Below are 24,221 nucleotides of genomic sequence, written 5' to 3' on the forward strand. Positions count from 1 at the left end.
CAATCTGGAGCGCGAGCTCCTTCTCGCCAACCAGGACTTTCAGGCATTCGTTCTCGCGTTCTAGCTCGGTTTGACGGTCCCCCTGCCGGTCACCAGCGAGGCGGGCAGGCCCCATACGGGTGCCGTTCTGCTCAAGACGCGGGCACGGCCTGCCTCCCGGAACTGTGCCTTCCACGTGTGAATCAGGCTCTCGTTGACGCCGTGCTGTCGCGCAGCTTCCGCCACGCTGAGCTGGCCCCCTCGCACTGCCAGGACGAGGTGCTCCTTGGTGTCCGTCGGCCAATTTTTCCGTTGCTGTCCCATGGTTCCCCTCCAGAGTGCCCGACCCTCGCAAGTGGGCAGGTGATTTTGGAAGGATTTCCTGGAGCATTACCGATTCGTCCGGTGATTCCACCCAAGCGCGATCAGCACCGACCAGCACGGTACGACCGCGAAGTGTATCGCGAGCGCAACCGAGTTGAGCGCACCATTGGCTGGCTTAAAGGCTTCCGAAGGCTCGCTACACGATTCGACAAGCAGCAGTCGGTGTGCCAAGCCTGGTGGACACTTGGCTGTGCCGTGTTGTGGCTGCGTAATCCTTGGGATCAGCGCATCCAATAGGTCAGAAGCTCTGCTGAAAATGCCTCCAAGTCGCCCTCGTCTACGCCGAAGAGGGGAAGCCGTTCAATCAGGTCGGGTGCGGCAGCCGCGTTGATAGAGAGGTTGGGGGTTGCCCAGTCCTCGATGGTCAGAACGTGCTGCTGTAGCTCTTGCAGGAGGGCGGTGAAGGCAATTGGGGTGATCTTGAAGGTCAGCGCGAACGGGAGGTAGAGGTGTTCGACCGCGACGATCTGCCCCTGTTCGTTGGAAGTGATGATGACGTACTCGTTGTCGTCCCAGTCGCGATGTAAGTTCAGCTCTTGCAGGCCGTGTTCGAGTCGGTCGAAATCTTGAGGACTCCAGTTGTGCTTCTGTTCAAGGGCACGCTGGAGAAAGCGTGTGACGTCCGTCGTGGGGTGCTCAAGGTCAACGACGCGAACAACCTTGATCTGCTGTTGGGCGAGAAGGGCGTGCACGATGGGTGGTGCGGTGAGTACCACGAAAGCAATGGGTTGTGCGTTGCTGAGCTTCGCCACACGTCGATCGCCTGCGTACACGTACGCCCAGTACTGCCCTGCTTCCGGCTCGTCGTACAGCGCAGGATCCCACGTCACGTCAAGCTCAGGGTTTGCATCAAGCGCACCAAGGAGCTGCCAGAAGGGATAGGAGCGCGCCACGACGGCAGCTTATCGCCTCGTGGGAACACGCCCTACCTCACAAGCTGCCGTTTCGTGGGCATCTATCTCGAGCACGCCACGCGGCGGGTGCTGGCGGACCTGGTGTGGTTACTGGATCCTGAGCGGCTCACCGCCACTTGCGACTACGGGGTGCGGGGTGGAATCCATACGATGGTGACTGCCCATTATGTAACTCCAGACGCAAGCTAGCCTTCCGCACTTCCCAGGCTGGGCCCCTCGGTGGGGTTCTTGCAGCAGGGCCTGGGTGGACAGGATGTAAAACGGGCGGCGAAGAGGGTAACCCTGCTGCCTGTGGCAGCCGCGAGGCTGCACAGGGCCAAGTGCAACCGCTCGTGGGAGGTGAGGTCCGGGAGACGGGTGCTGAGGGCAGTGTACAGTCGGCCGTTCGCCGCGAACCGCACGTAGGAACTGTAGTCTACGCCGTCCACGCCCGGGCGACGCGATCGGGGTGACCGATCCCGAAGGCATGGACCGGCAGTGTCCCGGCAGCCTAGCGGCTGCCGGACACCAGGACCTCCACTGTCTCCCCTGGGACAGGTGGGGCACCGGCCCGCCGATGGCAAGTACTGCGAAGCTGGCTTCGCGATATTCCTGGGTGAGGTCGGCGGCGGCCACGTCCTAATGGACTAATTCCCAGTACCTGACAACTCGAGTGCCAGCCGCCTCTGGCGCGGGGAAAGGGATGGCCAGGAGGCTCAGGTACGTCTGCAACACGCTGGCTGACCACCGCAAGGCATTTGCTAAGAGGTCCCAGCCGTACTGAACTACTCCTATGACCTTACGGCCATGTTTTTTAACGGGAATCGGTCGTGTCTCCGACCGCCAAGCGCCCACCCGGATCATCCAGACGAGGGCCAGGGTCAGCAGCCCGAATAGCCGCTTGGATCGAGCGGCTTTCACCATGTGAGTCTCTTCCAGCCCCAGACCACGCGACTTCAGGGCGCTGAAGGTGCACTCCACGTTCCAACGCGAGAGCAGCTGTTCACCAACAGGCCGCCTTCAAAACGTGGCAAGAAACCGTGAGGCAGGCAGCCTGAAGTTCAGGCTACCCATCTTCCCCAGGTCCTTCTACTCCCTCGAAGTCAACAACTTGCCACAACCCTTGCGAGGCGCCTCCTGGTCAATGATGAGTCGATGGGCCCGGGCGATAGCAGACAGCATCGCCGGACTCTGACTGACCGTTGCCCACCAGGGGGCCAGGTCGTCTGGCGCGTGTCTCAACGAGCGCAATAGCTGCGCACCTAGATACTGAATCAGCACCTCTTCCAGATCCGGTGAGATGGGCTGAGCCGTACCGATGGTGGTGGACAGAACCTGATCTCCAGGGGACTCATGTGTCGGGGAGGCGTCTGCCGGTACAGGGGCCGTATCGCCTTCGAGGCTGACGTTTTCCTCAATGGGTGCGTCGTGCTGGACCGGCGTGTGCGGTGGGTCTTCTTGCTCGCTGCGCCATTGGTAAGCTTCGGCCAAGGCCAGCAGTCCGCGCCGGAGATCGAGGGAATCAGTTTGGCATTCGATGATGATCCAGTTCGCCTCCACGAGAGGGTCACGGTGGGGACGGTCGGCGAGGCGAAGGCCGACGCGCACTTCTGGATAGGCGAGGTTCAGGCGGCCCAGATGGGGATGCGTGAGGTTGTATTCCCCTTCGGGCAGGGAGGCCATCTGCACGCGGGCGGCCAACTGCGCGGTGGTCAACATGGCGTTCTCAGATCGACGGCGTCGAGTTCGTTCAGGAAAGGGGTGGCGTTGTTCTGTTCAGCCAGCACGTACAGGAGGTCTGCACTGCGGGTCAGGCCGACGTACAGGAACATCCGACTCCGCTCGATAAGGATATCCCGTTCGTCCGTTTCCTTTGTGGTGGACGGACTGGGGCTCAGGTCACTGGTGAGACCAACAAGAAACACGACCGGAAACTCAAGGCCTTTGGCGGTCTGAATGGTCATGACTTTGACACTTTCACGCAACACGTCGACGTCGGGATCGTGTTCGTCCCACCGGTCCACTGGAATGCCGCGCTGAGCAGTGGCGTGCGCGTACTCCCGGGCGACCTCATCATGGCCGGCCACAATGGCGATGTCATGGAGGCGCAGGAGATTCTCCTCACGGAACCGGGTGATTTCCTCAATCACGAACGCGCGTTGGGCGTGTGCGGTTTCGAAGAGCATCAGGATGGGTTTGGGTCCACTGCGCGCGACGGCCGTCATAGGCAGCAGTTCACCGTGCTCTTTGAGGTGGGTGTTGCGGCTGACCAATTCACTGGCGGTATGGACGATTTCGCGGGTGTTGCGGTGATTGATGTGGAGCGCGAACGAACGGCCCCGCAGGTCGAGTCCCACCTGACGCCAGGAGAAGCCTCGGGAGTAGAGGGTTTGGGCGGCGTCTCCCAGCACCAGGACGCTTTTGTGTTCACTGCTTGGTCCGCGGGTGAGGCGCTGCAGCGTTCGCAGGTCAATCGGGGTGAGATCTTGCGCTTCGTCGATGATGACGTCATCGACTGTGTCCGTGGGCTGACTGAGCAGGTGGTGGTACACGTGCATGACGACGTCGCCCCAGTCCAACTGCCCGGCGGCGCGCAGGCGGGCGTTGTAGGCGTCAACCACCTGCCACACGGCCGTTCGGGCGAGGGCGCTGAGCGCGGTCTTCCGGCCGTAGCGGGGCGTGGTGAGGTAATCATCGAGCCCGATCAACCCGAAGCCTTTGATGACCCGTTCCACTTCATCCACAAAGAAACTCGAGGGGCGCTTCAGTACGGCAGACGCGTTGGATGCGCGCACGGTGGGCAGCACGTCCTCCATGAGCTGCAGGGCTTCGTCACGTGAGATGGGCATGGCGCCGCGCCCGGCGGCCGCGGCCTGGTCGAGCACCCAGGTGCGGTAGTCCATGACTTGGAGCGTGGCGGGCAGGGTCTCGACCATGCCCGCCATAAGGCTCTGGGTGACGGCCTTTAGGACTGGGTTGAACGTCAGAAACAACACGCGGCGTCCAGCCTGGGACAATTGCAGGGCCCGGTGCAGTCCAACGGTGGTTTTCCCACTGCCGGCCACGCCTTTGAGCAGCATCGCGCCAGTGAAGGGGCGCCGCACATGCAGGACCTGATCGTCGGTGAGTTTGAGCAGTAGGTCGCGCAGGTGCCCGGACGCAAAATCCTCAAGTTGCTCGAGGGTGGCTTCCTTGAACACCCGGAAAGGATCGCTGAGCGGCTCGTTGGGATCGGTGGCCAACGCTTCCAGCCAGGTCCGGGTGGTATCCGGCAAGCCGGGAACGGCTAGGACGTCATCGAGGGTTGGCGCGTCACGCAGCGTCCGGGCCAGTCCGGCCGGGACGCCCAGGAGCCGCAACTGATGAGTGGTGAAGCCCGCCAGAGGGGGGGTACCGGTGCGGACCCCGCCCCAGTGGGCTGGGCGTTCGAAGGTCACCTGAGTCCTGCTGGCGTCTGTCGGGTCTGCGTCAACGTTTAGGTCGTGCAGCGCGTGAATCGTGAGGTCCTGTTCACTGAGGTGATCGAAGATCTTGTGTGGCACGACGCGCAGCAGGATCGGACGGCGCCGCTCGCCCCAGCGGAACACCATCCGCCAGTTGTCGTTGACCCGGCAGTACCAGGCGTCACTGAACTGCAGTCGGCGCACCTGCAGGCCACTGGCTTCCGGCGTGAAGGCAAGTTTGCGGATGGTGTTCAGAATCGTCTTCTGAAGAGGTTCGACCGGGGGACTGCGCAGATCCGCCAGAAAGCGTGTGGATACGGTGTACTGCATGGAGATCCTCCCTTTTGGGGCCCGTGGGGGTGGTCAGCGGGGTGTGTACAGGTCGCCAAACACTTCCAGAATCGGAGTGATGCCAGGTACGGCTTGCACCAGCGGGGAATGGGCGAGGTGACTGAAGGTCTCCAGGGGCATCCGGGACCGGTGTGGGACGGCGCTTGGGTCGGTCAGCAAGTACGCCTGACGGTCCAGACTGCCCGCCAGGAGGCCGTGCGCGGCAGCCCGCAGGGCCCCGATGTCCTCGTCACTCAGAACTTCGGCCATGAGTTCAGCGTTGAAGCTTAGGCCGCCGTTCGTGAAGTTGGCGCTGCCGAACAGACCCCCGTTGGGCAGCCAAAGCAGTTTGGCGTGCAGGTTGGCGCAGTACGCCACGCGCACGCCCGCCGCAGCCACGCGTTCACCGTTCAGGACAGTGTCGGCATGATTGAGGAACGCGCGGCGTTGCTGATCTATCAACTGCTGCCGCTCCGCGAACAGTGTCGACTGCAGGTGGGCATCTTCGAAATCATCGGGGTCGCGCAGTCGCTCGCGCAGGAGCAGGGAGTCATGCAGGTCCCTCAGGACGTTGAGATCCACCAGTTCGTGGGGAGGTTTGACGATCAGGGTCACGTCGTGCCGGTGCGCCAGGCGTTCCAGCAGGCTCAGCAGTCCAATGCTCGGCGCGGTTGTCCCTAGGACGCTGCGCTGCACGCCGGCCCCTTGCAGGTCGAATTCGACGTCCTTGAGCCAGGGCGTCACGAGCCACACCTCTCCAGGCTCAGACTCCAGGGCCTGCAGCAGCAGGTCGCGCACCAGGCGTTTGAGGTGATCTTTCGGGGTACTCAGATGGATTTTCATGCGCCGCCTGCCCGGTAAATCATGCTCCGGTAGAGCAGGTGCTGCGGATCGTACAGGCGTCCGTACTGTTGAAAGCCATGCTGTCTCAGTTCGCGCTGGAACGCCGCGGGAACCTGCCCGTGATGCTCGAACATCACGAACCCTCCCGATGCGGCCGCGACGTCCAGCACCCGCTGAATGGTCTGCTCGTGAGGCGCGAGCGTGAACGCCCGCGTCAGCACCTGATGGGCGCGTTTGAGCCACGCTCGCGAGACGTTGTGGCGCATGACATCAATCGGCCCCAGGTCACAGCCACTGGCCAGGCACGCCGGGCATGCGTCCACGCAGGTGCTGACCGACAGGGATTCTACTTGTGCCAGGAACCGGTCATCCGGGTTGGCCGCGCCGTCTTCGCCGCCACCGTCGGCGTCATCACTCACGGCGGCGTCCTCCCCCTCGGCGGCGGTTGGCAGTTGCAGGGCTGCGAAGTGATCGCGGTACACCTGCAGCAGGCCGCGCAGGGTAGGCAGGTCGGCGCCAGCGTCCAGTTCGGAGAGGGCGTGCCCGGCGAGTTCTGCAGGCAGTGGAGTGCGCCCGAAAGCGACACTCAGGGCCCGTTCAAGATCCAACAGTTCGCACAGGAGATCCACCCGCCGGAAATCCTGCCCCATTACCCGGACATCAGTGAGCAGATGAGTGGCCAGGCTCGACAGATCTGGGCTCTGCTCATCCAGGGTGTGATCGGTCGCGTGGATCAGAGCGGCACGCAGCGCTGCGTCGTCGCGGTCATGGATGGGCCGCGCCAGGGTGGCGTGAACGGCGTCGACCACGTTGGCGCGGCGGTGCGGATGGGTGCCTTCGGCATCGAGCACGGCCTTGATCAGGGCCTCCTCCTGGTGGATGGGGCACTCGAGGGTGAACCGCCACCACTCTTTGATGCGCAATCCGATCAGGGCGTCTGGCCCGGTCGCGTCCACTTCGGGCGCCAGTGTCCGTGCAGCGGCCCGCGTGCCGCCGGCACCGTCCTGGTTCCGCTCATACACGTACAGAGCCGTGTCATCCGGGTCTCGCCCGTGGGTGAGGTGCAGTTTGGTGCTGGAGCCCACCTGATTGGGGTCCGTGCTGCCCTGCAGGCTGAACATGTTTCGGGCCGCGTGCTTGAGGCTGTGCCGCACAGTGTCCTGCAAAAACCGCTTGATGTGGGCACTGACCCCAACCTTGTACAGAGCCTCGTTGACCGCGTCGATGGTCACGGGATCCTTGAAGGTCTGGCGGGCCCGGGCGACGAACTCCTCATTGAGAGTCCGGTGGTCCCGCCAGTACGACCGGGCGGCGCCGATCAGACTGTCAAACTCCGCGTCGCTCTGCAGGGCCCCCAGGAACGACTCGCGGTCGGGATACGCCGCCCGGCCCGCCGCGCGCATCGTGCAGAGAATGTCCGCCATTTGGCGCTGCTCGAAGACGTTGAGGCCCTCCTCTCCTCCGCCCCAAGGCACGCTTTTGAGTAGATACCGCAGGAACTGATCTTGCAGATGACGCCGGCGTTCCTCGTGCTCCTGCATCTCCTGCACGAGCGTCTCCACGAGCCCGGTCAGGACCTCCTGGTCGTACGGCAGGCGCATCCCCTCGGTCGTGAGGTCGTAGCCGTACAGCAGTGACGTTCTGTCCTTGTCGTTGATGTACCGCACGACGTTGTGGCCGCGACCGGCATGCTCGTCCTGCTGGCCGCGAGCGACCAGCACGGTCGTGGTTTCCGCGCCGTAGTGAATCTCCCACGCACACAGGCGGGACCGTTCGCCGTTGAGATCACCGTAGTAGTACTCCAGGGGCCGCAGCAGCCTCCCGAACAGTGGGGGCAGAACCGCAGTGGCGCGGGGAGGCAGTGCCTGGCCACCGGTCCCCGTGAGAGGCCGCACCACACTGAACGACAAGGGCACGCTGTTGCTGTCCGGGGAGACGTGACGCCACCCCTCCCCGAACTTGGTTTTCCGGTCCTCCGCCGAGGGTACATACGTGACGTTCACGGTGCCGTCGGGGTTCTTGCGGCCCAGCCAGCACCAGTCGGCGCCCACCGACCGGGGGTCACGGCTGTTCAGGGTGCCGAAACTGTACAGTTGCAAGTACCGCAGGCGGTAGAAGGCCTTGGGTTGCTCCCCGTGCACGCGCATGACGTTCATCGGAAACTGCAGATCGTAGGTGGGCCCTAGAAGGGCTGGGTCGCTCAGGTCCCGGATCAGGTTCGTGTTGAAGGGACCGGCGGGCTTCCCAGGGCGTTTAGTCAGGTAGCGTTCCATCGCCACGGCGTGCTTGGACGCTCCGCGAGGCTCGACTTTCATAAAATTCCGCCAGTGCAACTGGTGCTGGCGCCCGTACCGGCGCGAGACCCGGCCGACCGCGAATTCCGTGAAAGTTAAGGCGACGTCTTCGGATGTGAAGTCCATGTCGTCCGAGCCGGACTGTTTCGGGGCGGTGACCTGCACGATTGGCAGATTGACGCTGCTGAACAGGTTATCGGGAAACACTGGGCACAGGCGCATCAGGTCCGACGCGTCGTCTGACTTGTACCGGCTCGCCACTTCAGGCTCCCGCAGTTGCTGTTCGAACCACTCCCAGGTGGCCTGCCAGGTCGCGTGCTGTGGTTGCCGGCGCAGGCTCTCGGAGGTGATGCGCTTGTACGCCCGCGTCAACGCGCCCTTTGCGTCCATTTCCGTGAGTTGCGACCGGACTGCCGCAAGGTGCTCGTCCAGGCTTTGCCCCGCCTGACCCCGCCTGCGGTCCTTGCGGGTTGTCCGGGTCAGTTCGTCAAAGAACAACGCCACCGCGTGGTAGCGCTGCACAAAGTCATTGTCCGGGTTCAGGGCAGGCTGATAATCGTCCGGTTCGGTGAGCAACTCTGGGTTCTGGTAGTAGAACGCGTCGCGGAAACTGCTTTTAGACAGGGTCAGTGCCGTGATCGGGCGATCTTGCAGAGCACGTCCGGCCCGCCCCTTTTTCTGCACGAATGACGCCGTGTTGGTGGGAGCGTGATGTTGCAGCACGAATTGAATGCTGGGATCGTCGTAGCCGACTTCCAGGCTGGTCGTGGCGAACACGATGTCCTGATCCAGCGCCTGACTGTTTGTGAGACCGCTGTACACTGGGCGGGCGTCGGACGTGAGGGCCCTGGGCGGCGCGCCGGGCTGCGGCCGGTTTTGACCGTACTGCAGCGCGTCTTGGCCTTCAAAGTACCAGTACTCGCCGTCCTGAAATGCGGCACTGTCAAAGATGTTCCCCGTGGGACGGGTCAGGCGAAACCGCGCGAGTCCTTGCCGCGTCTCGGCGTCTTTGAACTCCACGGTGAGTTTCTTCAGTTTGGAGATGCTGTCTTGAAAGACCAGGCTGCGGTGTTTGGCCGGATCACGTCCAGTCTCAGCGCGCCGCGGCATATTATGCGCGATGGTCATGATGGTCTGGATGGCCGCCGACGCGTCCCCGACCCGGTATCCACGCGAGTAGGACTCCGGCCGGATAAACAGGAAGTACTCGCGGCCCTGAGCCGGATCGAGGTCCTCTTCGGTGGGCACGAGTGCCCGCACCCGGTTGGGGTAGAGGCCCGTCAAGTCCGCCAGGAACTGGGCAGGTTGGCCGATGGTGGCGCTCATTCCGAGGATGAGCGGCTTGGTCCACTGCTGACTAACCGGCAGGTCACGGCGGGCAGCGAACATCGCCTGATCAAGGCGGTGCTGATACCGTCGCAAAAGTGACGCGATCTGCGAACCGTGAATGCCGTTATACAGGTGAATTTCATCCAGCACGATGGCGCGAGGTGCCGTGCGTTTGGCGGTCGGCGCTGACTTAGGTGCCAGGCCAAACACGCCGTTGGCCTGGGGATCTTGCAACCAGCGGTTGAGCATTTCCGTCGTGATGATCAAGATGTCCGGTGGGGTACGCTGAATGGCTTCCCGCGTGGCCCGGAATGTCGTGAGCCGCCAGTGACCTTCAGCAGGTCCCCCTGAGGACGTGAGGGTGCAGGTGCCGCTCACCGGTGCAGACGCTAGGACCGGCGCGCCGTCTGGCGCAGTGAAGTACGGCACCTTGTACCCGTCATTCAGCCGCTCCCAGGGCCGGCGGTTGTCGTCCTTTTGCGTGCCGGTGAGGGTGCCGTCATTTCTGGGCGTGTCACCAAACACCATACCTACACTGAGCGGTTCAATGGCACGGCCGGAATCCTCCAGCGTCTGATTAAGCGCCGCGACATACCGGCAGACGCGTTCCAGTTGGTTCTTGGCCAGGTTCTGACGGGGATAAACCAGAATGACTTTCACGCCGGGGGTCTCGTCCACCTGACGCTCCTTGAGCAGGCCCAGCAGTAAAGGCAGCAGAGCCGCCTCGGTCTTGCCACTGCCGGTGTTTCCAGTGATGACAAAAGCCCCCCCTTCCCGGCGGAGGTATGCCTGCCCAACCTCACGTACGGCGCTCGCCTGCACACGGGTGACGTCTTTGAAGTTCAACGTGTCCGCGAACGTGGACTGCATGAACCGTACCGCCCGGCGGGTTTCCCGCTCCTGATGTTCAGTAAGGAGCGACTCGAACGTCTCACGCAGGTCATGCTCCCGCCGAAGTCGACGTCGATCCTGGAAATGAACCCGCACGCTCTGCACGAGATGCGGCGCGGTGGTCGCGTCATCCGCTTTGAAGCGGCGCTTGACATTTTTTAGGAGGCGCACAATCTCGGAAATACGAGACCGGTAGAGATTTGGGCGAGGTTCCATAACCAAACGAGCCGCCATGAGACGCTTCAGGTCCTGCTTGACCAAGGCGTCCCCCCGCACGCCTTTGAGCTCGGCGGCGATTTCTTCCGTCGTGGTGAACGTCTCGTACAGACCGAAATTGATCCGGCGCTGCTCAATGTTTTCCAGTGCGTTGAGCACCTGAAGCATTTCGGGCGTGACCGCCGCGGTTCCGGCCGGTCCTTCGTCGGGGGGCGGAATCTCATCCCAGGGTGCCGCGCCTGCCCCGCCGGCAGGCGCGGCACCAGGCGCCGTCCCTGGCCCGGCGCGCAGTTCACCGTCCACCTCATGGAGGGCGTTCTGGGCATGCAAGGCCAGAACCGCCTCAGTAACCGCGTCTTGACCGTACGTGTACCCGAGGTCCCGCCGGCTCATCGGCAGGGCGTGAATCACCTGCAACAGGCGGAACCGGACGCACTCGTAGGTGCCCCCGTCCTTTTTGGCTTGCGTATAGATCTCGAACGTCGGGTCGGCAGCGAGTTCGCTTTTCAGCATGGCCTCACTGACCCGGATCGATTTGGCGAGGCGCCACGCGGGCACGCGGCGGTATCGGTCACTGCGGAGAGCCTCACGAATTTGGAGGCGGAGTTGTTCACTGAGCATGAGCGTTCCCTTTCGGTGAAGGGCGTGGAGGTTGATGCGCTGCACGCCCTGATGGAGGAGCGGGTGAGAGAAATAACAGTGGAGGCGGTCAGGTCATCATAGGGACGGCCTTAGACGCACGGAAAACGCGGAAAGCAACTTGTGCAATCGCAGCCATTCGAGGATGTCGGGCGTGAGGTCTGCCAGGGTGGCGCGGCCGTCACCGGTGCACTCGAAGAACTCCAGCACCGCGGCTGGCAAGTCCAGTTCGACCATGGCGCGACGCAGACTGGCGTACTGCTCGGCCAGGGTCTGCGCTTGAGCGATGAGAGTGGGCGTGACCGGTTGCGGGGCCCGCATGCGGGCGTGCTCTTTGTTCAGCGTGCGCCACTGCCTGATCCGTCCGGTCCATTCGGGGTGACGTTCTAGGACGTCCAGCAGGGCGTCCGGCACAGGTGGCTTCAGGGCGTCCAGGTGTTCCTGCCAGAGCCGCTGACCATCAAGCGCCACCTCATCGGTCAGGTTTTTCAAGTTCTTCAAGGCCACGTGTACATCGTTGTCCAGCAGACTCAGGTGATTCTGCCGGGCGAGATTCCGGACTTTATCCAGTTGCTTGAGGGTTCCCGGGAGTGACCTGGGCTGCTCCGACTGGACGATGCCCGCCTGCACGAGCAGATGCCAGGTCTGCAGCCCGGCATTCAAAGCCTTGACAGCGTCCCGCAGACGGGTCTTACGGGTCGTGAGTTGCTCAACAGTCTCGGTTTCATCTTTCAGGGCGTGCACAAACTCAGCCCGTCGCTCCAGGGTGATCGCCAGGTCGCGAATCATGAGTTCACCTCCCGCTTGAGGGCTTGCAGGACATGGAATACCTCGTCTAGTTCGCCGATTACCTCGCGCGCCAGGCTGCCGGCGTCACCCTGCAGTTTGCCGATCGTTTCCGCCTGCTCCGCCTTCCGCAGGCTCTGGGTGAGGGTGCGGTTGATGGTCTGCAGGACGTCCCGGGCCCGGCGGGCGTCCACCCAGGGCACCTTGGCGGCGGCGTCAAGTTGATCTTCCGGCGTCTGCGCGTTCAGCAGACGCTCACACGTGCGCCGAATGGAGGGTAGAGGCAGTTCACTGAATTCCTTGGTCACCCGTTTGATTGTCTCGTTCGGCTCCATACCGTATCTGGTTTCTGTGACGAGCACACCGGCTTTCGCGGCCGCCTGCAGCGCTTTGTTGACCTCTTCAAGCGTGACTTTCAAATCTTCATCCTGGTTGAGGTGGGTGTCGAGCATCTCCGTCACCCGCGCCGCCTCTTGCGCCGCCTCCATGATGGCGGACGTCACTGAACCGAGCAGTTTGGCGGTCATGTCGCCCAACGCGTTCGGATCCCACGCCGCTGGAGGCAACGCGCCGCCCAGGCGCCGGCCTCGCCGTTTCATGCTGCCCAGCACCCGGGCCGCGTCCACCATGGCGACCTTCCCGGTCCCCTTGCGAATTCCGGCGAAGACCAGCAGTTCGTCACGCGCGCGGTCATGCGCGGTGCGCCACTGCTCCAACTGCCTGCGCCACCCGGCGGGCGCGTCCAGTGAAGGCTGCCCTGGGGGTTGCAGCATCATCACCAGCCATTCTTTCTGCGTGTCGCTTCCTTTTTGCAGGCCACTCGCGACGCCTTGCCAGTACAGCAGATCCGCCGCCAACGGCAGTGGGGTTTGCCCCGGTTGGCGGGGATCGACGACTGCCAGCACTTCTTGCGCCCAGGCGTCGACAGTCTCCGCCACCTGCCACGGCGCATCGGGCAGGTCCCGGGGCCACTCGCCATGCTTTTTGAAGTGCCGGTAGGCACCCAGAGCCAGGGCCACCTGCGCGCGGTCCTGGCGGGGCAGAGGCAACCTTAACTTGAACCCGGTGCCGCGCGTCGGGTTGGCCTGACCATCAAATTCCACGTTGCTGTGGCTGCCCCACAGGCCGCGCGCTTTCAAGGCGCCCAGGTCCAAGTTCAACGCTTCAAAGTCCAGTGCGTCGTTGACGGCAGCGACCACCTCATTTCTTAGTTCCGTCGCCGACGTCTGAGGCAACACCTCGCCGGCCGCCCAGTACTGCAGTGGGGTCCGTTTTGTCACGGTAGGTTGCACGTCTGGATCCTGAACTTCGATGTCCTCTGGGGAAGGCTCAGGCGGTACAAAGGCCTCACCGCTGCCCGTGAACGGGTATCCGAGGGCGTCGTGAATTCCCCTGGGCGCCGCGTACTGGGGCTGTCCAGCCCCCCAGATCCGGGCGACCGCCTCCGCCTGCTTCCGGCGAGCGGCATCCGGGATGGTGGTCAAACGCGCGACATCGGCGTCACTGAGCGGTTCGACCCCCGGCAGGTACGCCTGCTGGAAACGCCGGGTTGGGAATTCGAAGTCCGGCAGGCCCTCTTGCGCTTCCCCGAGTGTCTCCCGCAGCCCGCGCAGCAGTTCACGTGGATTGACCAGTTCCGGCACAGGTTGATGCCGCCGGTTGACAACGTCCAGGGCACTGGCATTCAGGGGATACAGGCCAACGGTGCCTTTGACGTTAGCCAGGGCGACACTGCCGAACGACGAGTGGCAGACCGGCCGGTACGGGCAGTCCGTGCAGGCCGAGTCGACGGTGGCGCCGGCGCGCAGGTGGTGCAGGTTTGCCTGCAGGGCGGCGTCGCCGTGGCGGGCCGCATTGAGATACAGGCCCGTGAGTGTTTCCCGGACGTCTCTGGTTTTTTTCTGACTGCCGGGTTTCACGTCCAGGTCCACGACGAAGCTCAGCCGGGTCCGGACGGTTTCCATGTCCTTGAAGTAACCAGTGGTGACAGCGAACGCCACTCGGATATCACAGAGGTCACGTTGATCATCGTCGATCAGCGCTTCTAGCAGGGGACGCTGGATACCCTGCAGCAATGCGAAGTCCTCGATCAGGAGAATCAAGGTCTTCTGTTGCCGTTTGAGGCTCTGCCGCACGTCCCGCATTAGGGACATCAGGTCGTCACCACTAAGGTTGTACAGCCGCTGCAGGGCCGGCGCCAGGAAGTGGTTCATGACCGCCACGGCCGCCTCGCGCACACCCGCGTTCGTGGAGAGTTGCTGGTACAGGCCCCTCACTTTCGCGCCGGCCGCCGCGACATCCCTAAGGGTCAGGGGAAGATCATGCGCCTGAATGGCAAACGCGGCGTCTTTGTCTTCGCTGCGTCCGTGCAGGGCTTCTTTGATCAGTCGCGTCAGGACGCTGGTGTCGGCGTCCAACGCGCGGCGCACGACGTCTTCCAGCAAGAAGGCGGGGAGACTGCTGCGGTAGAAGTCGAGTTCCTGCGCGGTGAGCGCGGTACCGTTGGCGCGTTTGATCTCCGTGCTGGGCGGCATGTGCTCGATCAGGTACGCAAGGTTGCTGCGCAGGTCCCATACGGCCTGGGTGACCGTCAACCCGTCCGCGGCGCGAGCCAAACGGTCGCGGAACTGGTCGAACACCTCACCCTGCAGTTCTTTGAGGATCAGGGTGATAACGTCCCGGAGGTTGGTGCTGTGCTTGGGGACGTTCACCACATGCCGGTCAGGGGTTCGTTCCACCTGCGTGTCCAACCACCGGATCAGGTGGGATTTACCGGAACCGCTCGAGCCGATGACGGGCACCAGCAGGTTGGCCCGTGCGGGACTCAGAAACTCATCGCGGAAGGCCTGCTCGTCATAGTCAACTTCGCCCTGATCCCCCTCACCCGCGCGGCGGGTCATCTGGGCGGGGCGGTGGGTGGCCAGAAACACGGCGTCACTGGGGCGGGCCGCGACGATGGTTAACACCTCCTCCAGAGCTTGCGGTTGCCAGCAGACGATCTCGCGGAATGGCTGGGGGGCGCTCACGCTTTCACCTTCGTCACTTTGATGTGGGAAACGTTCATCGTCGCGCCGTGTGGGAGGGTTAAGGTCCACTTTTCGGCGTCGGCGTGTGACAGCAGGACGCAGCGTTTTGCGCGTGTCAATGCCTTGAGGGCGGAACTGACACTGCCCGGCATCACGGTGTCCGTCACGGGTGGGAGGGCCGGCAGCGCCTCACGCCACCGGGCGTACACGTCCGCCACGGCAAACTCACCGGTGGTCGTGACGGCAGCCCACCCGTTGTTCAGCGCGCGGGTAGGGTCCGGCATCCATGCGCCGCCTATGTCGCGGGCCAGGCCCAGGTACCGCATCCACCGTTGAAAGTTGGAAAACTGTGTACCGTTGGGGATGAACTCAATGATGCCTAGTCCCCTCGTCTGGTAGTCGTCGAAGGAGTTCGCTTCCGGCGCCCGGTAAGCATCCTGCTCCAAAAACCACTGTGCAGCCTGGCAGAACCGCTCTTCCTGGCTCAGGACGGCGCGGCACAGGGCGTGAAGGTACGCACCGTCGTTCGGAAAGGTCTGCGCGGCCGTGACGGTGCCGTCCCGGTCTTCTATGAGGCCCAGTGCCTTGGCTTCACTTAGGGCACTCTTGAGGATGTCGCGGCCGTCCCGGTACCGGTCATCTTCAGGCAGGTGACTGTGCGGCACCAGCAGACGTGAGAATTCTTCCGGGGTGCCTGGCAGCAGTTTCGCCAGGTCGTACACGGCGCGGATGGCTTGTGGAAAGGCGTCCGGATTAACCAGAATGGACATGGAGACCTCAGTTCAGGGCGTGAAAACGCCAATGGATGTCGTACAGATCAAGGGGTTCACCGCCGGCGGTGGTGTGGTGCGGGGCGGCCAGCACTACCCGTTCCTGCGGCGCGCTGCTCAGCCAGGCAGCCGGAAGGTCCGTCGAGGTGAGGGGCGCCAGGCATACGGTCGGCAGGGGCGGCGCAAACAGCAAGTCGGCACTCTGATGGAGCAGCAGGGGTGCACGCGCACGGCCTTGCAACGCTTCGAGCGCTTCCCGGCTGAGCGTGCCCTCTGGATCCACCACCACGCACACGCCTTTGTCGACCAGAGCGGTCAGTAGTTGCATCTGGGCCGAGTAATCGTCGCAGACCGCGACCGTGACCCGGCCCAGGCGTACCCAGTGGGTCAGGTGGGCGGCGGGCGCGCGCCACGTCCTGACGTTTGGTACTGGATCGATCCCATCCCAGGCGTCCTGGCCTTGAGCTCGGCACACGGCGCAGCCGCCACACGCCGGCTGAGGATAGATGGCGTCCGCCGGGTCGGCGCCGGGGCCGTGCACGCTGTAGGCGGACACCAGCACGGACGACGCTTCAACCTGCCCCGTCAGCAGGGACCGGAGGACATCCAAGCTGCGCTGAGCCTCGTCGCGTTGGGCGGCGCGGACCGGCTCGACCGCTGCGTACCACGCCGAGGCGTCCAGGTGTTGGTCACTGCGCAGTTCAATCCACTGGGTGAGCTGGTGCGCTTCAATGGCTTTCTGGAACGCTTCGTCGCTGTCGTCCGCAGCGCGTTGAGGCGGGGGGGCGTCACTCAGGCGGATTAGACCAGCGCGGGCCATGAGGTTAAGGGTGTGCAGGTTCCAACTGCGGCTGCGCTGAGTGCTGTTCAGCAAGTCTGCGGGATTCAGAGCGTTATTCACGGCATATAGGTGGGTCGAGATCGGCCGAGCCGCTTGGAACATCCGCCGCCACCGGTCCAGGCCGCGGGCGATACTGATGCTTTTGGCACTCTCATTCTTAAGACCTTCGGCCACGATCCAGTCACTGGGCGTCACCAGGGCCAGGGCCAGGGACGCCCGGCCGTCCCGGCCGCCCCGCCCCACTTCCTGGTAGTACCGGTCAATACTCTCGGGCGCGCAGGCATGAATGACCGTACGGACGTGCGCTTGGTCGATCCCCACACCGAACGCGGAGGTGGCTACCATGATGTCGAGCGTGGCGTCCTGCCAACCCTGCACCGCCTGCCGGCGTTCCTGCGGGCTACTCTTCCCGGTTACCAGGCCCACCCGGTCCAGCCCCTCGGCTTTCAGGGTTTCGTATACATGCTGCGCGTCTACCACCCTGGTGGTGTAGATCACCAGAGGTTTGGGGGCGTGCAGGGCCGCCTCGATCACGGCGCTCCGGCGCTCCTCTGCGCTGGGCAGGGTGGCGGACCAGTACTCGATTTCCGGCCGGAGTTTCACCGCCGCGATGACTTCCATTGTGCCAGGCTGGCCGAACAGTTCCCGTAGCGCCTGAAGGTCATTGCGGGTGAGCGTAGCGGTCAGCAGCAGGGTTTTGAAGGCCTGTCCGTCCGGGCTGGCCTCTAGCAGGGCGCGGCGCAGGCCCGCGAGAATCTGAAACTCCGGGCGGAAGCCGTTACCCCACTGTGACGCCAGGTGCGCCTCGTCAATTACCAGCAGGCCCAGCCCACCGGTCTGTGCGACCTTGAACAGGGCTCCAGACAAGCCACTGACAAGCGCTTCAGGCGAGGTGATCAGCACGCCCTGCTGGCCCGCACGGATCCGGTCGTGAAACGCCCGTTTCTCGTCTACGGAAAGGCCCCCGTGGTACGCGAGGAGCGGCGGTAATTCGACCTCCGACCGGGTGGCGAAGTGACGCAGGGCGCGCTCCTGATCCAGAGCCAACGCGACCGTGGGCATCACCATCACGGTCAGGCGGCCAGCACCAACCATCTGCAGCGCTGGCACCTGCGCGACGGCACTCTTCCCGGTACCGGTGGGCAGGACGGCCAGCACCGTGGCGCCCGGCAGGGCGTACCAGAGGGCACGCATGGCCTGCTGCTGCCCGGCACTGCTGTACTCACCGAATCCACTCAGGGCCGTGAAGAGTGGATCGGCCGGCATGCGGTGAGGATGCCGCCGCCGGCGCTCGGCGGTCGCGGCGGCCGTGGGGTCAGTGCCAGCCGCGTAGGTCGGCGTCCAGGGGCGGGCGTGGAGGCGCAGGTGATTGGAGCCATGAGTTTCGGCGGTGACACTGCAGGCCGCCCACTGGGCCGGGGTGGGCCACGGCGTGCCCTCGGCCGGGGCGGGCACCACCAGGCTAATCTCCCCGCCCTGGTTCAGTGCCTCGTGCCGCAGAACCTGACGTGTCATGGAGGCCAAGTCAAGGCTGCTGGGATGGCCGCGCCGGGCCCGGAGCGCCGCGGAAGCGGCCACCCTGACCCAACGCCGGTACGTGGGTTCCTGAAACTGCTCATGCTCCCAGTCGCCCTGGAGCAGCGCGCTCTGCAGGCGCATGAACGCCGCACTGGCGCCGCTCAAAAGGGGTTCCTCGCCGAGAGCACCACGGTGCCCACCGCGTCCAGCGTGACGGCGGGCGTAGCAATGCCCTCGAGAAGGGCCTGCGCCACCAGTTCCTCCACCTTCAGGTCACGCGTGTCACTGTCGAGTTGACCGGCGGCCTGACGACTGCGCAGGATTCCGAGTCGTTCATCGATCATTGTCTGGGCGTACCGGTGGGCGTCCTGGAGCAGCTTCGTGAACACCGGGTCGGCCCGCAGTTGCGCGTCGGCAGTCGCGAAGACATGGTCACACATGGCCCGCCATACGCCCCGTGGTGCCAACTGATCCAGCACCCAGACCCGCTCAGCCGACAGGTTGTAATCGCCGTGGCCGTCATCGTAGGGACGGTCCAGTGCCGCCTTAGCTTCCGGGGAGACGGGGCGACCATCCTGATCCAGGTAGATCGTCCAGGTGGTCGGCCCGAGCAGGCCGTCCATGCGGCGGCCCAGGCTCGCTTCATCCAAGTGCTCGCGCGGCGCCAGGCGCGTGAGTGCCTGCAAGTTGCCGGAGACTGTGAAGTGCATTGCAAACGTGATGACGTCGTCTCCGGCCCAGCCTGGTTCGTGACGCCAATAGGCGTAGCTCCGCCCGCGGTCATCCCAGTTGATGTATGCGGTCATGGCGTCCACGAAGGGCTCACCAGCCCGCAGCAATGCCAGACCGTACCGCTGCGCGTCCCGACGGGAGAACGTACTGGGCCGCTGCAGGAGAGGATGCAGCACTTTGATTCGCTCCCAGTTTACCAGGGTTCGCTTCTTGTCAAAGGCGAACTGGACGCTGTGATCGTCATACACAGTTTTGAACTGCAGGGCGCTCTTGACCCAACGGGTGAAGGATCGGTCAAAGCCCTGCGCTTCAGTTTCATGGAGCGCCTCCATCTGCGCTTCGAGCACCTGCGAACCGTCCAACTGCATGGCATCCAGCATCTCAGTCTGCCGCACCCGGTCCAGTTCCGCTTCGAGTCTGGCGGGCAGGTCGGTCATCAAGCGCCGCTGCGACGCGGCGCCCTCAAGGGTCGCGAGACCGAATTCGTCCAGAAGGCTGTCCAGCAGCACCTGCACGCTGGCCACCGACGTGTTGTGGATGTCCAGAGGCCCGCCGAGCAGGTCCGCATGATGGCGGATCACGTCCGGCCACGCCTCACTGAGCACGGTACGCGACACGATCTTGCTGCCCCGCCCATAGCGGTCCAGGCGACCCAGACGCTGCTCAAGCCGGCGCGCGTCCAACGGCAAGTCCACGTGCACGACCAGATCGGCGCACTGCAGGTTCAGCCCCTCTTCTCCGGCTTCATCCACCACCAGCACCAGGGCGTCTTGATGCTCCCGGAACCACTTCACGGTCGCCGGCCCCTGAGCCGCAAGTGCAGCGCGGCGCGGTCCGAGCACCCGCTCGAGTTCGGTGAGAAGCCGCGCGGCGGCCGCGGGCCCGCTAAGAAACACCACTGTTTTCCCGTTCGCCTGACGGGCCGCCTGCGCAACAGCGCGGGCGACTTCCTGTTCGACGGCCGGGGCGTCCACGCGCTCTAACCGCTCGGCCATCACCGATAAGGCGTCACGCTCACCACTGGACAGCCCCTGGACGGCCAGGCGCTGCCGGACGGCCTGGATCCACTCGGGCACACCAATCACGGCGGCCGACCACACCTGCGTCAGCGCCTGCACAGCCGCGGATCTGTCGCCCAGATCGGTTTCCAGGTCCAGCACTTCGCGCCACGCATCGAATGCATCCCAGGCGGCCGCGGTGGCGGTCAGGGGCAGGGAGAGGCTGGGGCCCAGCGTTCGGCCACGTACCAGATGCTCCGCGTGGGTTTCCCGGCGGTGCCGTAACATCCGCCGGTGAAGGCGGTACGTTTCACTGATGTACGCCCGGAGGGACGACACCATCGAAGGGGCATTGGCGCACCCGCCGCGCAGATCCTGAATCATCTCGGCGACCCGCTGGTCCGCCGGGAACAGGCGCAGCAGGTCATCGAAAACTGTCTCCAGCATCGTGACTGGCATGTCGGGTTGCAATGCAAACGCGGCGTTGCCCAGCGCTTCTTGTGCCTGGACACGGGCGTGAAAGGCCGCCTCGTCCTTCAGGGCGTACACCTTCGGATCCAGCAGGTGCAGCATGCCGAGGTAAGCCCGGTGGTTGCTGGAAGCAGGCGTCGCCGACAGCAGCAGCACCCGGGGCGTGTGGGTGGCCGCGGCAGCCAGGACCCGGTACCGGTGCTGCTCTGCGGGTGGGCCGAACGCTTCACCCGCCACGTGGTGCGCTTCATCAATCACCAGCAGGTTACTCACTGGGATGTCCGGCGTGCCGTGCACCAGGACGTGCACGGTGGCCTGAGGGAAATCACGCAGACGGAACCGGCGGTCCAATTCATCAGTCCATTGATCGACCAAGTGCGGCGGAACGAGCACCGCGACGGTAGCGCCCGGTTCATCAATCAGCAGTTGCCGGATGATGATGCCGGCTTCAATGGTTTTCCCCAGCCCCACCTCGTCTGCCAGGAGGTACCGCGGAACCGGGTCGTGCAGCACCTGACGCACCACTTCAACCTGATGATCGCGCAGATCAATGGCGCTCGACAGCAGGGCCGGAATGCCAGCGCTTGCAGCCCGTTGGGCCAACAGATGCTTGACTAGGGGCCAGCGGCGTTCAAAGAAAAAGGGGGTCTCATGACCGTGTAACTTCAGCACTTCCATCGGCTCGACTGCCCCGCTCGAGCGCACAAACACGTCCGATTCAGGGATGATCTTTTCGACCCCGTTTGGGAACTGGACGATGTACACATCTATGGTGTCCCGCAATTCCGTCAACCGGCCCATGGTCCATGTGTCACCCTGGTTCACGTACACGCGGTTCTGGGGCCAGGGGTCTTGCCCACGTAATTCCTTGGTCGGCACCTCAAAGACCCGTTGCTTAGCCATGGAGACGAAATAACTGATGCGGCTAACGGGCCCGTTGACTTGGTGTACTTTGGCGAGGCCATAGTCTGGGTTTGTTGTCCAGACTGCCAGTTGACCTTCTCTAATGGACATGGGATTCGTCCTTTGTCTGTCAAGACAAAGCGGCGGGGCCGCTTGTGAGAATGGATAGGCGTGTGGTTTTAACGTGAGATCAGAGCGATGCGACTGGTAAGTCTTATATTGACTCGGAGGTGCAATGGCCAATGTCGCGGAGTAACACGGGCGGATACATCGTCACCTGTCATCGGGCGCGAAGTAAAAACGAGCACAGTTATGCATTAGTGCCCTGCCAGGATCCGGAGAGCATGCGGTAAGGTCATCATCAATAGGTCGGCGAAGATAGTTTTTTCACCCATTCGACACGTGATGCGTGAGACTTCCACACGTCGTGAAGTTAGCATGCAACTCGAGCTCAGGCACGCAACTTTACGTGTCCTCGGGCTTAGTTGTACTTCGGAGAATATTCAGCGGCGTCGTCCTAGCCCGTAAGGGCGATCAGGCTCTGCGGTACTGCGCCCGTGGCAAACCCCACCTCTGTCCCCTCAAGCCACTGCGCGAACTGCCGTGCCAGGAGAGGTAGGTTTAGTTGGCCCGGACGACTCCGGTCAGCGTCGCCCCCGAACAGCCCCAGTGTGTGCAGGGCCAGGCCTCGTGAAGGCCGATTAAGGAGAGAGTGGGGTCGCGAGGGCCATCTTCTGTGAGGACACAATGCCAACGGCTGACTGCCACGCGTTCAGTACGGTATCGGCTCCTTGATTGCGGATCAGTTTCATAACTCGTCGATTCTCCCGTTTCTCAAATGACGCGGCCCTCCCCCCGGACCTGTCAGTCGGAAGGTCAGTCCTGCAAGCCGTACATTGCTGCCCCCGCCCCGTGTGCCCGCGCCACCGCTTCTCGCAACTCCGGCGGCTCCAGCACCTCCACCTCGCCGCCCCAGCCCAGCACCCAGGGAATCAGTTCCTTCCAGCCGCCCACCGTCAGGACCACGCGGGTATGCCCGCTGGCCAGCACCCGGACTTCCGCGTTCTGCCCAAGGGGGGTCTCCCCTATTCGCTCGCGCACTTGCAGAGAGAAGAAGAGTTCGACCCGCACCGGCTCTCCCGGCATGATGCCCCAGGCATTCGACAGGAACTTCAGCGGATGGAAATCTTCCGGGATCTCGCATTCGTCGGCCAGCAGGGTGGCGTCCCGCATCCGGGAGAGCCGGTAGACCAAGGGCCGCCCGCCTTCCCTGAGGCGATTGACCCCGATCGCGTAGGCCTGACGGTTCTGCGGACTGAGCTCAATGAAGTAGATCGCGAGCTCGACCGGGGTCACCCGCTGAGGCGAGTGGTACGCGAAGCGCAGCACCCGGCCCTCCAACCAGGCCTGCGCGGCCAGCTCGAACGTACGGGAGCCCGCCCCATTGGGTTTGCCGCGGTACGCCTCACTCGCCAGGGTGGCCACCCGGCGGGCGCGTTCGGGAAGCTGTCGCGAGAGCTTCTCCATCGCCCGCAGGTAATGCTCGTTGTACTCCGCCGCGTGGTGGTAGAGCATCCGCGTCGCCGAGTACACCGCCAGGGCCTCCACCGGGTTGAGGCTGGTCACGCGGACAGGGCGGCGATACCGGCCCGCGGGCGACACCTCCAGCAGGCCCCGGTCGATCAGGGTCCGTAGGTCCCGCTGCACGCTGCGCAGCTGGTTCTCCGGCAGGCCCAGTCGGCGCACCAGGTCACGGGCGCTGCACTCGCCCTCGCCCAGGCAATCGAGCAGGTCGAGGATGCGCTCGGTCTTGGTGGTCGCGGTCATGGGTCAGTTCTCCAGCTGGGCGTGCATGTGCTCGCGGAACTTCAGGAAGAGGTACTTCAGCCCGTCGAGGCTGCTGAGCAGGACGGCGCGGAAGCTCGTTTCATCGGGCAGGTAGGCGTTCACGCTGGCCGAGACATTGCCCTCCAGCACGGTCACGCGCCCGATGCGGACGTGACGGTGGGCAAACATCGCCGCTTCTAGGGCGCGGGTCCGCTCGGCGGCGTCTTCGATCGGCCAGAAGTACGGCAGCACCAGGGTCAGGACCGTCGGCTCGTCGGTGGCCGTGATCACCAGGTAGGTGCTGCCCTCGTACTTGAAATAGACGTCTCCATCATCGTCCAGGTGGGGCCGGAAGCCTTCTTCCGCGAGAAAGTCCAGCATGGCGACCACGTAGGGGGTCGGAACGACTTCGGGGAGGGTCACTTCACTCATCGGTTCGGTCATCACGTCTCCTTGAAGGCCGCGTCGCACACGCCGCGAAAGGCACAGAAGCGGCAGGCGGATGCGGAGGGGGTCGGGCGAATTCCAGGGCTTCCAGCCGCCGAGCGGTGTCCTGCACCAGGGCGAGACTCGACACGGCATCCCGGAAAAACGCTTCCCGTTCGCCCGGGCGCAGGGGCCTCCACCCGGATTCCTGCAGGGCCTCCCGTGCCCACTGGGTCAGGGTCAGGGCGCGGCCCGCGCCCCGCAAGCTCCCGCGCACGTCCCGGCCCGCCTGCACGTTGGGGACGACGGGCAACAACCCGGGATGAAACCGCTCCCCCAGGCCCGTCAGCAGGATGCTGGACGCCGGGTGATGCAGCAGCAAGCGGGTCACGCCCCTACCCTATCCAGTGCGCTCTGACCACGCCCGCACATTTGCGGCCCCGCACTCAGCTCGCCAGGCACCACAGGTCCTCCACGGGAGGCACGTCGCGGTAGTGCAGGCGGTAGACCGTCACCAGCACACCGTCTTCCACGACAAAGCGCATGTCGCCCAGGGCGTAGAGCCTCGCCTGGCCGGGTCTCACGCCATGAAAACGGGCCCGGCGCAGCAACCGGCGCAGGCGCTGCTGGGTGGCGGACCAGCTCAGATTGCCCGCAAAGCGTTCCCGGTAGCGTTCAGCGG

The 24,221-nt window shown here is 64.1% G+C and carries 17 protein-coding genes; 2 read left to right on the plus strand and 15 right to left on the minus strand.

What is annotated here, in order from left to right:
• Positions 1 to 60 precede the first annotated feature (60 nt).
• Positions 61 to 303: a transposase gene (locus QOL99_RS17780; protein ID WP_407650139.1), complete on the minus strand. Its 243-nt coding sequence runs from the start codon at positions 301 to 303 to the stop codon at positions 61 to 63.
• A gap of 81 nt (positions 304 to 384) precedes the next feature.
• On the opposite strand from QOL99_RS17780, the gene QOL99_RS04490 reads away from it, so the two are divergent.
• Positions 385 to 600 (plus strand): transposase, encoded by a 216-nt coding sequence (locus tag QOL99_RS04490; protein WP_407650140.1) that lies wholly within the window; start codon positions 385 to 387, stop codon positions 598 to 600.
• Here QOL99_RS04490 and QOL99_RS04495 read toward each other — a convergent pair.
• Complete coding sequence (locus QOL99_RS04495) at positions 585 to 1,256, minus strand: hypothetical protein (protein WP_285521828.1); 672 nt, start codon at positions 1,254 to 1,256, stop codon at positions 585 to 587. The genes QOL99_RS04490 and QOL99_RS04495 overlap by 16 nt on opposite strands.
• Between QOL99_RS04495 and QOL99_RS04500 the strand changes: the two genes are divergently transcribed.
• Positions 1,242 to 1,466 carry a hypothetical protein gene (locus QOL99_RS04500; protein ID WP_326522571.1) on the plus strand — a complete coding sequence of 75 codons (225 nt, stop codon included), beginning with the start codon at positions 1,242 to 1,244 and terminating at the stop codon, positions 1,464 to 1,466. The two genes, QOL99_RS04495 and QOL99_RS04500, sit on opposite strands and share 15 nt — an antisense overlap.
• Before the next feature lie 879 nt (positions 1,467 to 2,345).
• Here QOL99_RS04500 and QOL99_RS04505 read toward each other — a convergent pair.
• From QOL99_RS04505 to QOL99_RS04565, 13 genes are all read right to left on the minus strand, one after another.
• Positions 2,346 to 2,975: a hypothetical protein gene (locus QOL99_RS04505; RefSeq protein WP_285521799.1), complete on the minus strand. Its 630-nt coding sequence runs from the start codon at positions 2,973 to 2,975 to the stop codon at positions 2,346 to 2,348.
• Positions 2,969 to 5,029 carry a 3'-5' exonuclease gene (locus QOL99_RS04510; RefSeq protein WP_285521801.1) on the minus strand — a complete coding sequence of 687 codons (2,061 nt, stop codon included), beginning with the start codon at positions 5,027 to 5,029 and terminating at the stop codon, positions 2,969 to 2,971. The genes QOL99_RS04505 and QOL99_RS04510 overlap by 7 nt, the downstream gene beginning before the upstream one ends.
• A gap of 33 nt (positions 5,030 to 5,062) precedes the next feature.
• A complete protein-coding gene (locus QOL99_RS04515) occupies positions 5,063 to 5,872 on the minus strand; it encodes a phospholipase D-like domain-containing protein (protein WP_285521803.1) in 810 nt (269 codons plus the stop codon).
• Entirely contained in the window at positions 5,869 to 11,268 is a 5,400-nt protein-coding gene (locus QOL99_RS04520; protein ID WP_285521805.1) for a DEAD/DEAH box helicase, read from the minus strand. The genes QOL99_RS04515 and QOL99_RS04520 overlap by 4 nt, the downstream gene beginning before the upstream one ends.
• Before the next feature lie 51 nt (positions 11,269 to 11,319).
• Positions 11,320 to 12,030: a hypothetical protein gene (locus QOL99_RS04525; protein ID WP_285521807.1), complete on the minus strand. Its 711-nt coding sequence runs from the start codon at positions 12,028 to 12,030 to the stop codon at positions 11,320 to 11,322.
• Positions 12,027 to 15,053, minus strand: coding sequence for a protein DpdH (dpdH, locus tag QOL99_RS04530; protein WP_285521809.1), 3,027 nt, complete (start codon positions 15,051 to 15,053; stop codon positions 12,027 to 12,029). Before dpdH ends, QOL99_RS04525 begins: the two co-directional genes overlap by 4 nt.
• On the minus strand, positions 15,050 to 15,823 hold the full coding sequence (locus QOL99_RS04535; protein ID WP_285521811.1) for a hypothetical protein: 774 nt from the start codon (positions 15,821 to 15,823) through the stop codon (positions 15,050 to 15,052). The genes dpdH and QOL99_RS04535 overlap by 4 nt, the downstream gene beginning before the upstream one ends.
• A 7-nt stretch (positions 15,824 to 15,830) precedes the next feature.
• Complete coding sequence (gene dpdF, locus QOL99_RS04540) at positions 15,831 to 18,347, minus strand: protein DpdF (protein WP_285521813.1); 2,517 nt, start codon at positions 18,345 to 18,347, stop codon at positions 15,831 to 15,833.
• Positions 18,344 to 21,397 (minus strand): protein DpdE, encoded by a 3,054-nt coding sequence (gene dpdE / locus QOL99_RS04545; RefSeq protein ID WP_285521815.1) that lies wholly within the window; start codon positions 21,395 to 21,397, stop codon positions 18,344 to 18,346. The genes dpdF and dpdE overlap by 4 nt, the downstream gene beginning before the upstream one ends.
• A gap of 765 nt (positions 21,398 to 22,162) precedes the next feature.
• Positions 22,163 to 23,113 carry a helix-turn-helix transcriptional regulator gene (locus QOL99_RS04550; RefSeq protein ID WP_285521817.1) on the minus strand — a complete coding sequence of 317 codons (951 nt, stop codon included), beginning with the start codon at positions 23,111 to 23,113 and terminating at the stop codon, positions 22,163 to 22,165.
• A gap of 3 nt (positions 23,114 to 23,116) precedes the next feature.
• A complete protein-coding gene (locus tag QOL99_RS04555) occupies positions 23,117 to 23,557 on the minus strand; it encodes a hypothetical protein (protein WP_285521819.1) in 441 nt (146 codons plus the stop codon).
• Positions 23,538 to 23,930 (minus strand): hypothetical protein, encoded by a 393-nt coding sequence (locus QOL99_RS04560; RefSeq protein ID WP_285521821.1) that lies wholly within the window; start codon positions 23,928 to 23,930, stop codon positions 23,538 to 23,540. Before QOL99_RS04560 ends, QOL99_RS04555 begins: the two co-directional genes overlap by 20 nt.
• 55 nt (positions 23,931 to 23,985) lie before the next feature.
• On the minus strand, positions 23,986 to 24,221 hold a 236-nt coding region (locus QOL99_RS04565; RefSeq protein WP_285521823.1), incomplete at its 5' end, for a hypothetical protein.

Source organism: Deinococcus rhizophilus (assembly GCF_030271215.1).
GTDB classification, from domain to species: Bacteria; Deinococcota; Deinococci; order Deinococcales; family Deinococcaceae; genus Deinococcus; species Deinococcus rhizophilus.

Coding starts and splice junctions, on each gene's coding strand:
- QOL99_RS04515 (WP_285521803.1), bottom strand. CDS start 5,872: ATGAAAATCCATCTGAGTACCCCGAAAGATCACCTCAAACGCCTGGTG.
- QOL99_RS04510 (WP_285521801.1), bottom strand. CDS start 5,029: ATGCAGTACACCGTATCCACACGCTTTCTGGCGGATCTGCGCAGTCCC.
- QOL99_RS04525 (WP_285521807.1), bottom strand. CDS start 12,030: ATGATTCGCGACCTGGCGATCACCCTGGAGCGACGGGCTGAGTTTGTG.
- QOL99_RS04555 (WP_285521819.1), bottom strand. CDS start 23,557: ATGACCGAACCGATGAGTGAAGTGACCCTCCCCGAAGTCGTTCCGACC.
- QOL99_RS04550 (WP_285521817.1), bottom strand. CDS start 23,113: ATGACCGCGACCACCAAGACCGAGCGCATCCTCGACCTGCTCGATTGC.
- QOL99_RS17780 (WP_407650139.1), bottom strand. CDS start 303: ATGGGACAGCAACGGAAAAATTGGCCGACGGACACCAAGGAGCACCTC.
- dpdE (WP_285521815.1), bottom strand. CDS start 21,397: ATGTCCATTAGAGAAGGTCAACTGGCAGTCTGGACAACAAACCCAGAC.
- QOL99_RS04535 (WP_285521811.1), bottom strand. CDS start 15,823: ATGTCCATTCTGGTTAATCCGGACGCCTTTCCACAAGCCATCCGCGCC.
- QOL99_RS04505 (WP_285521799.1), bottom strand. CDS start 2,975: ATGTTGACCACCGCGCAGTTGGCCGCCCGCGTGCAGATGGCCTCCCTG.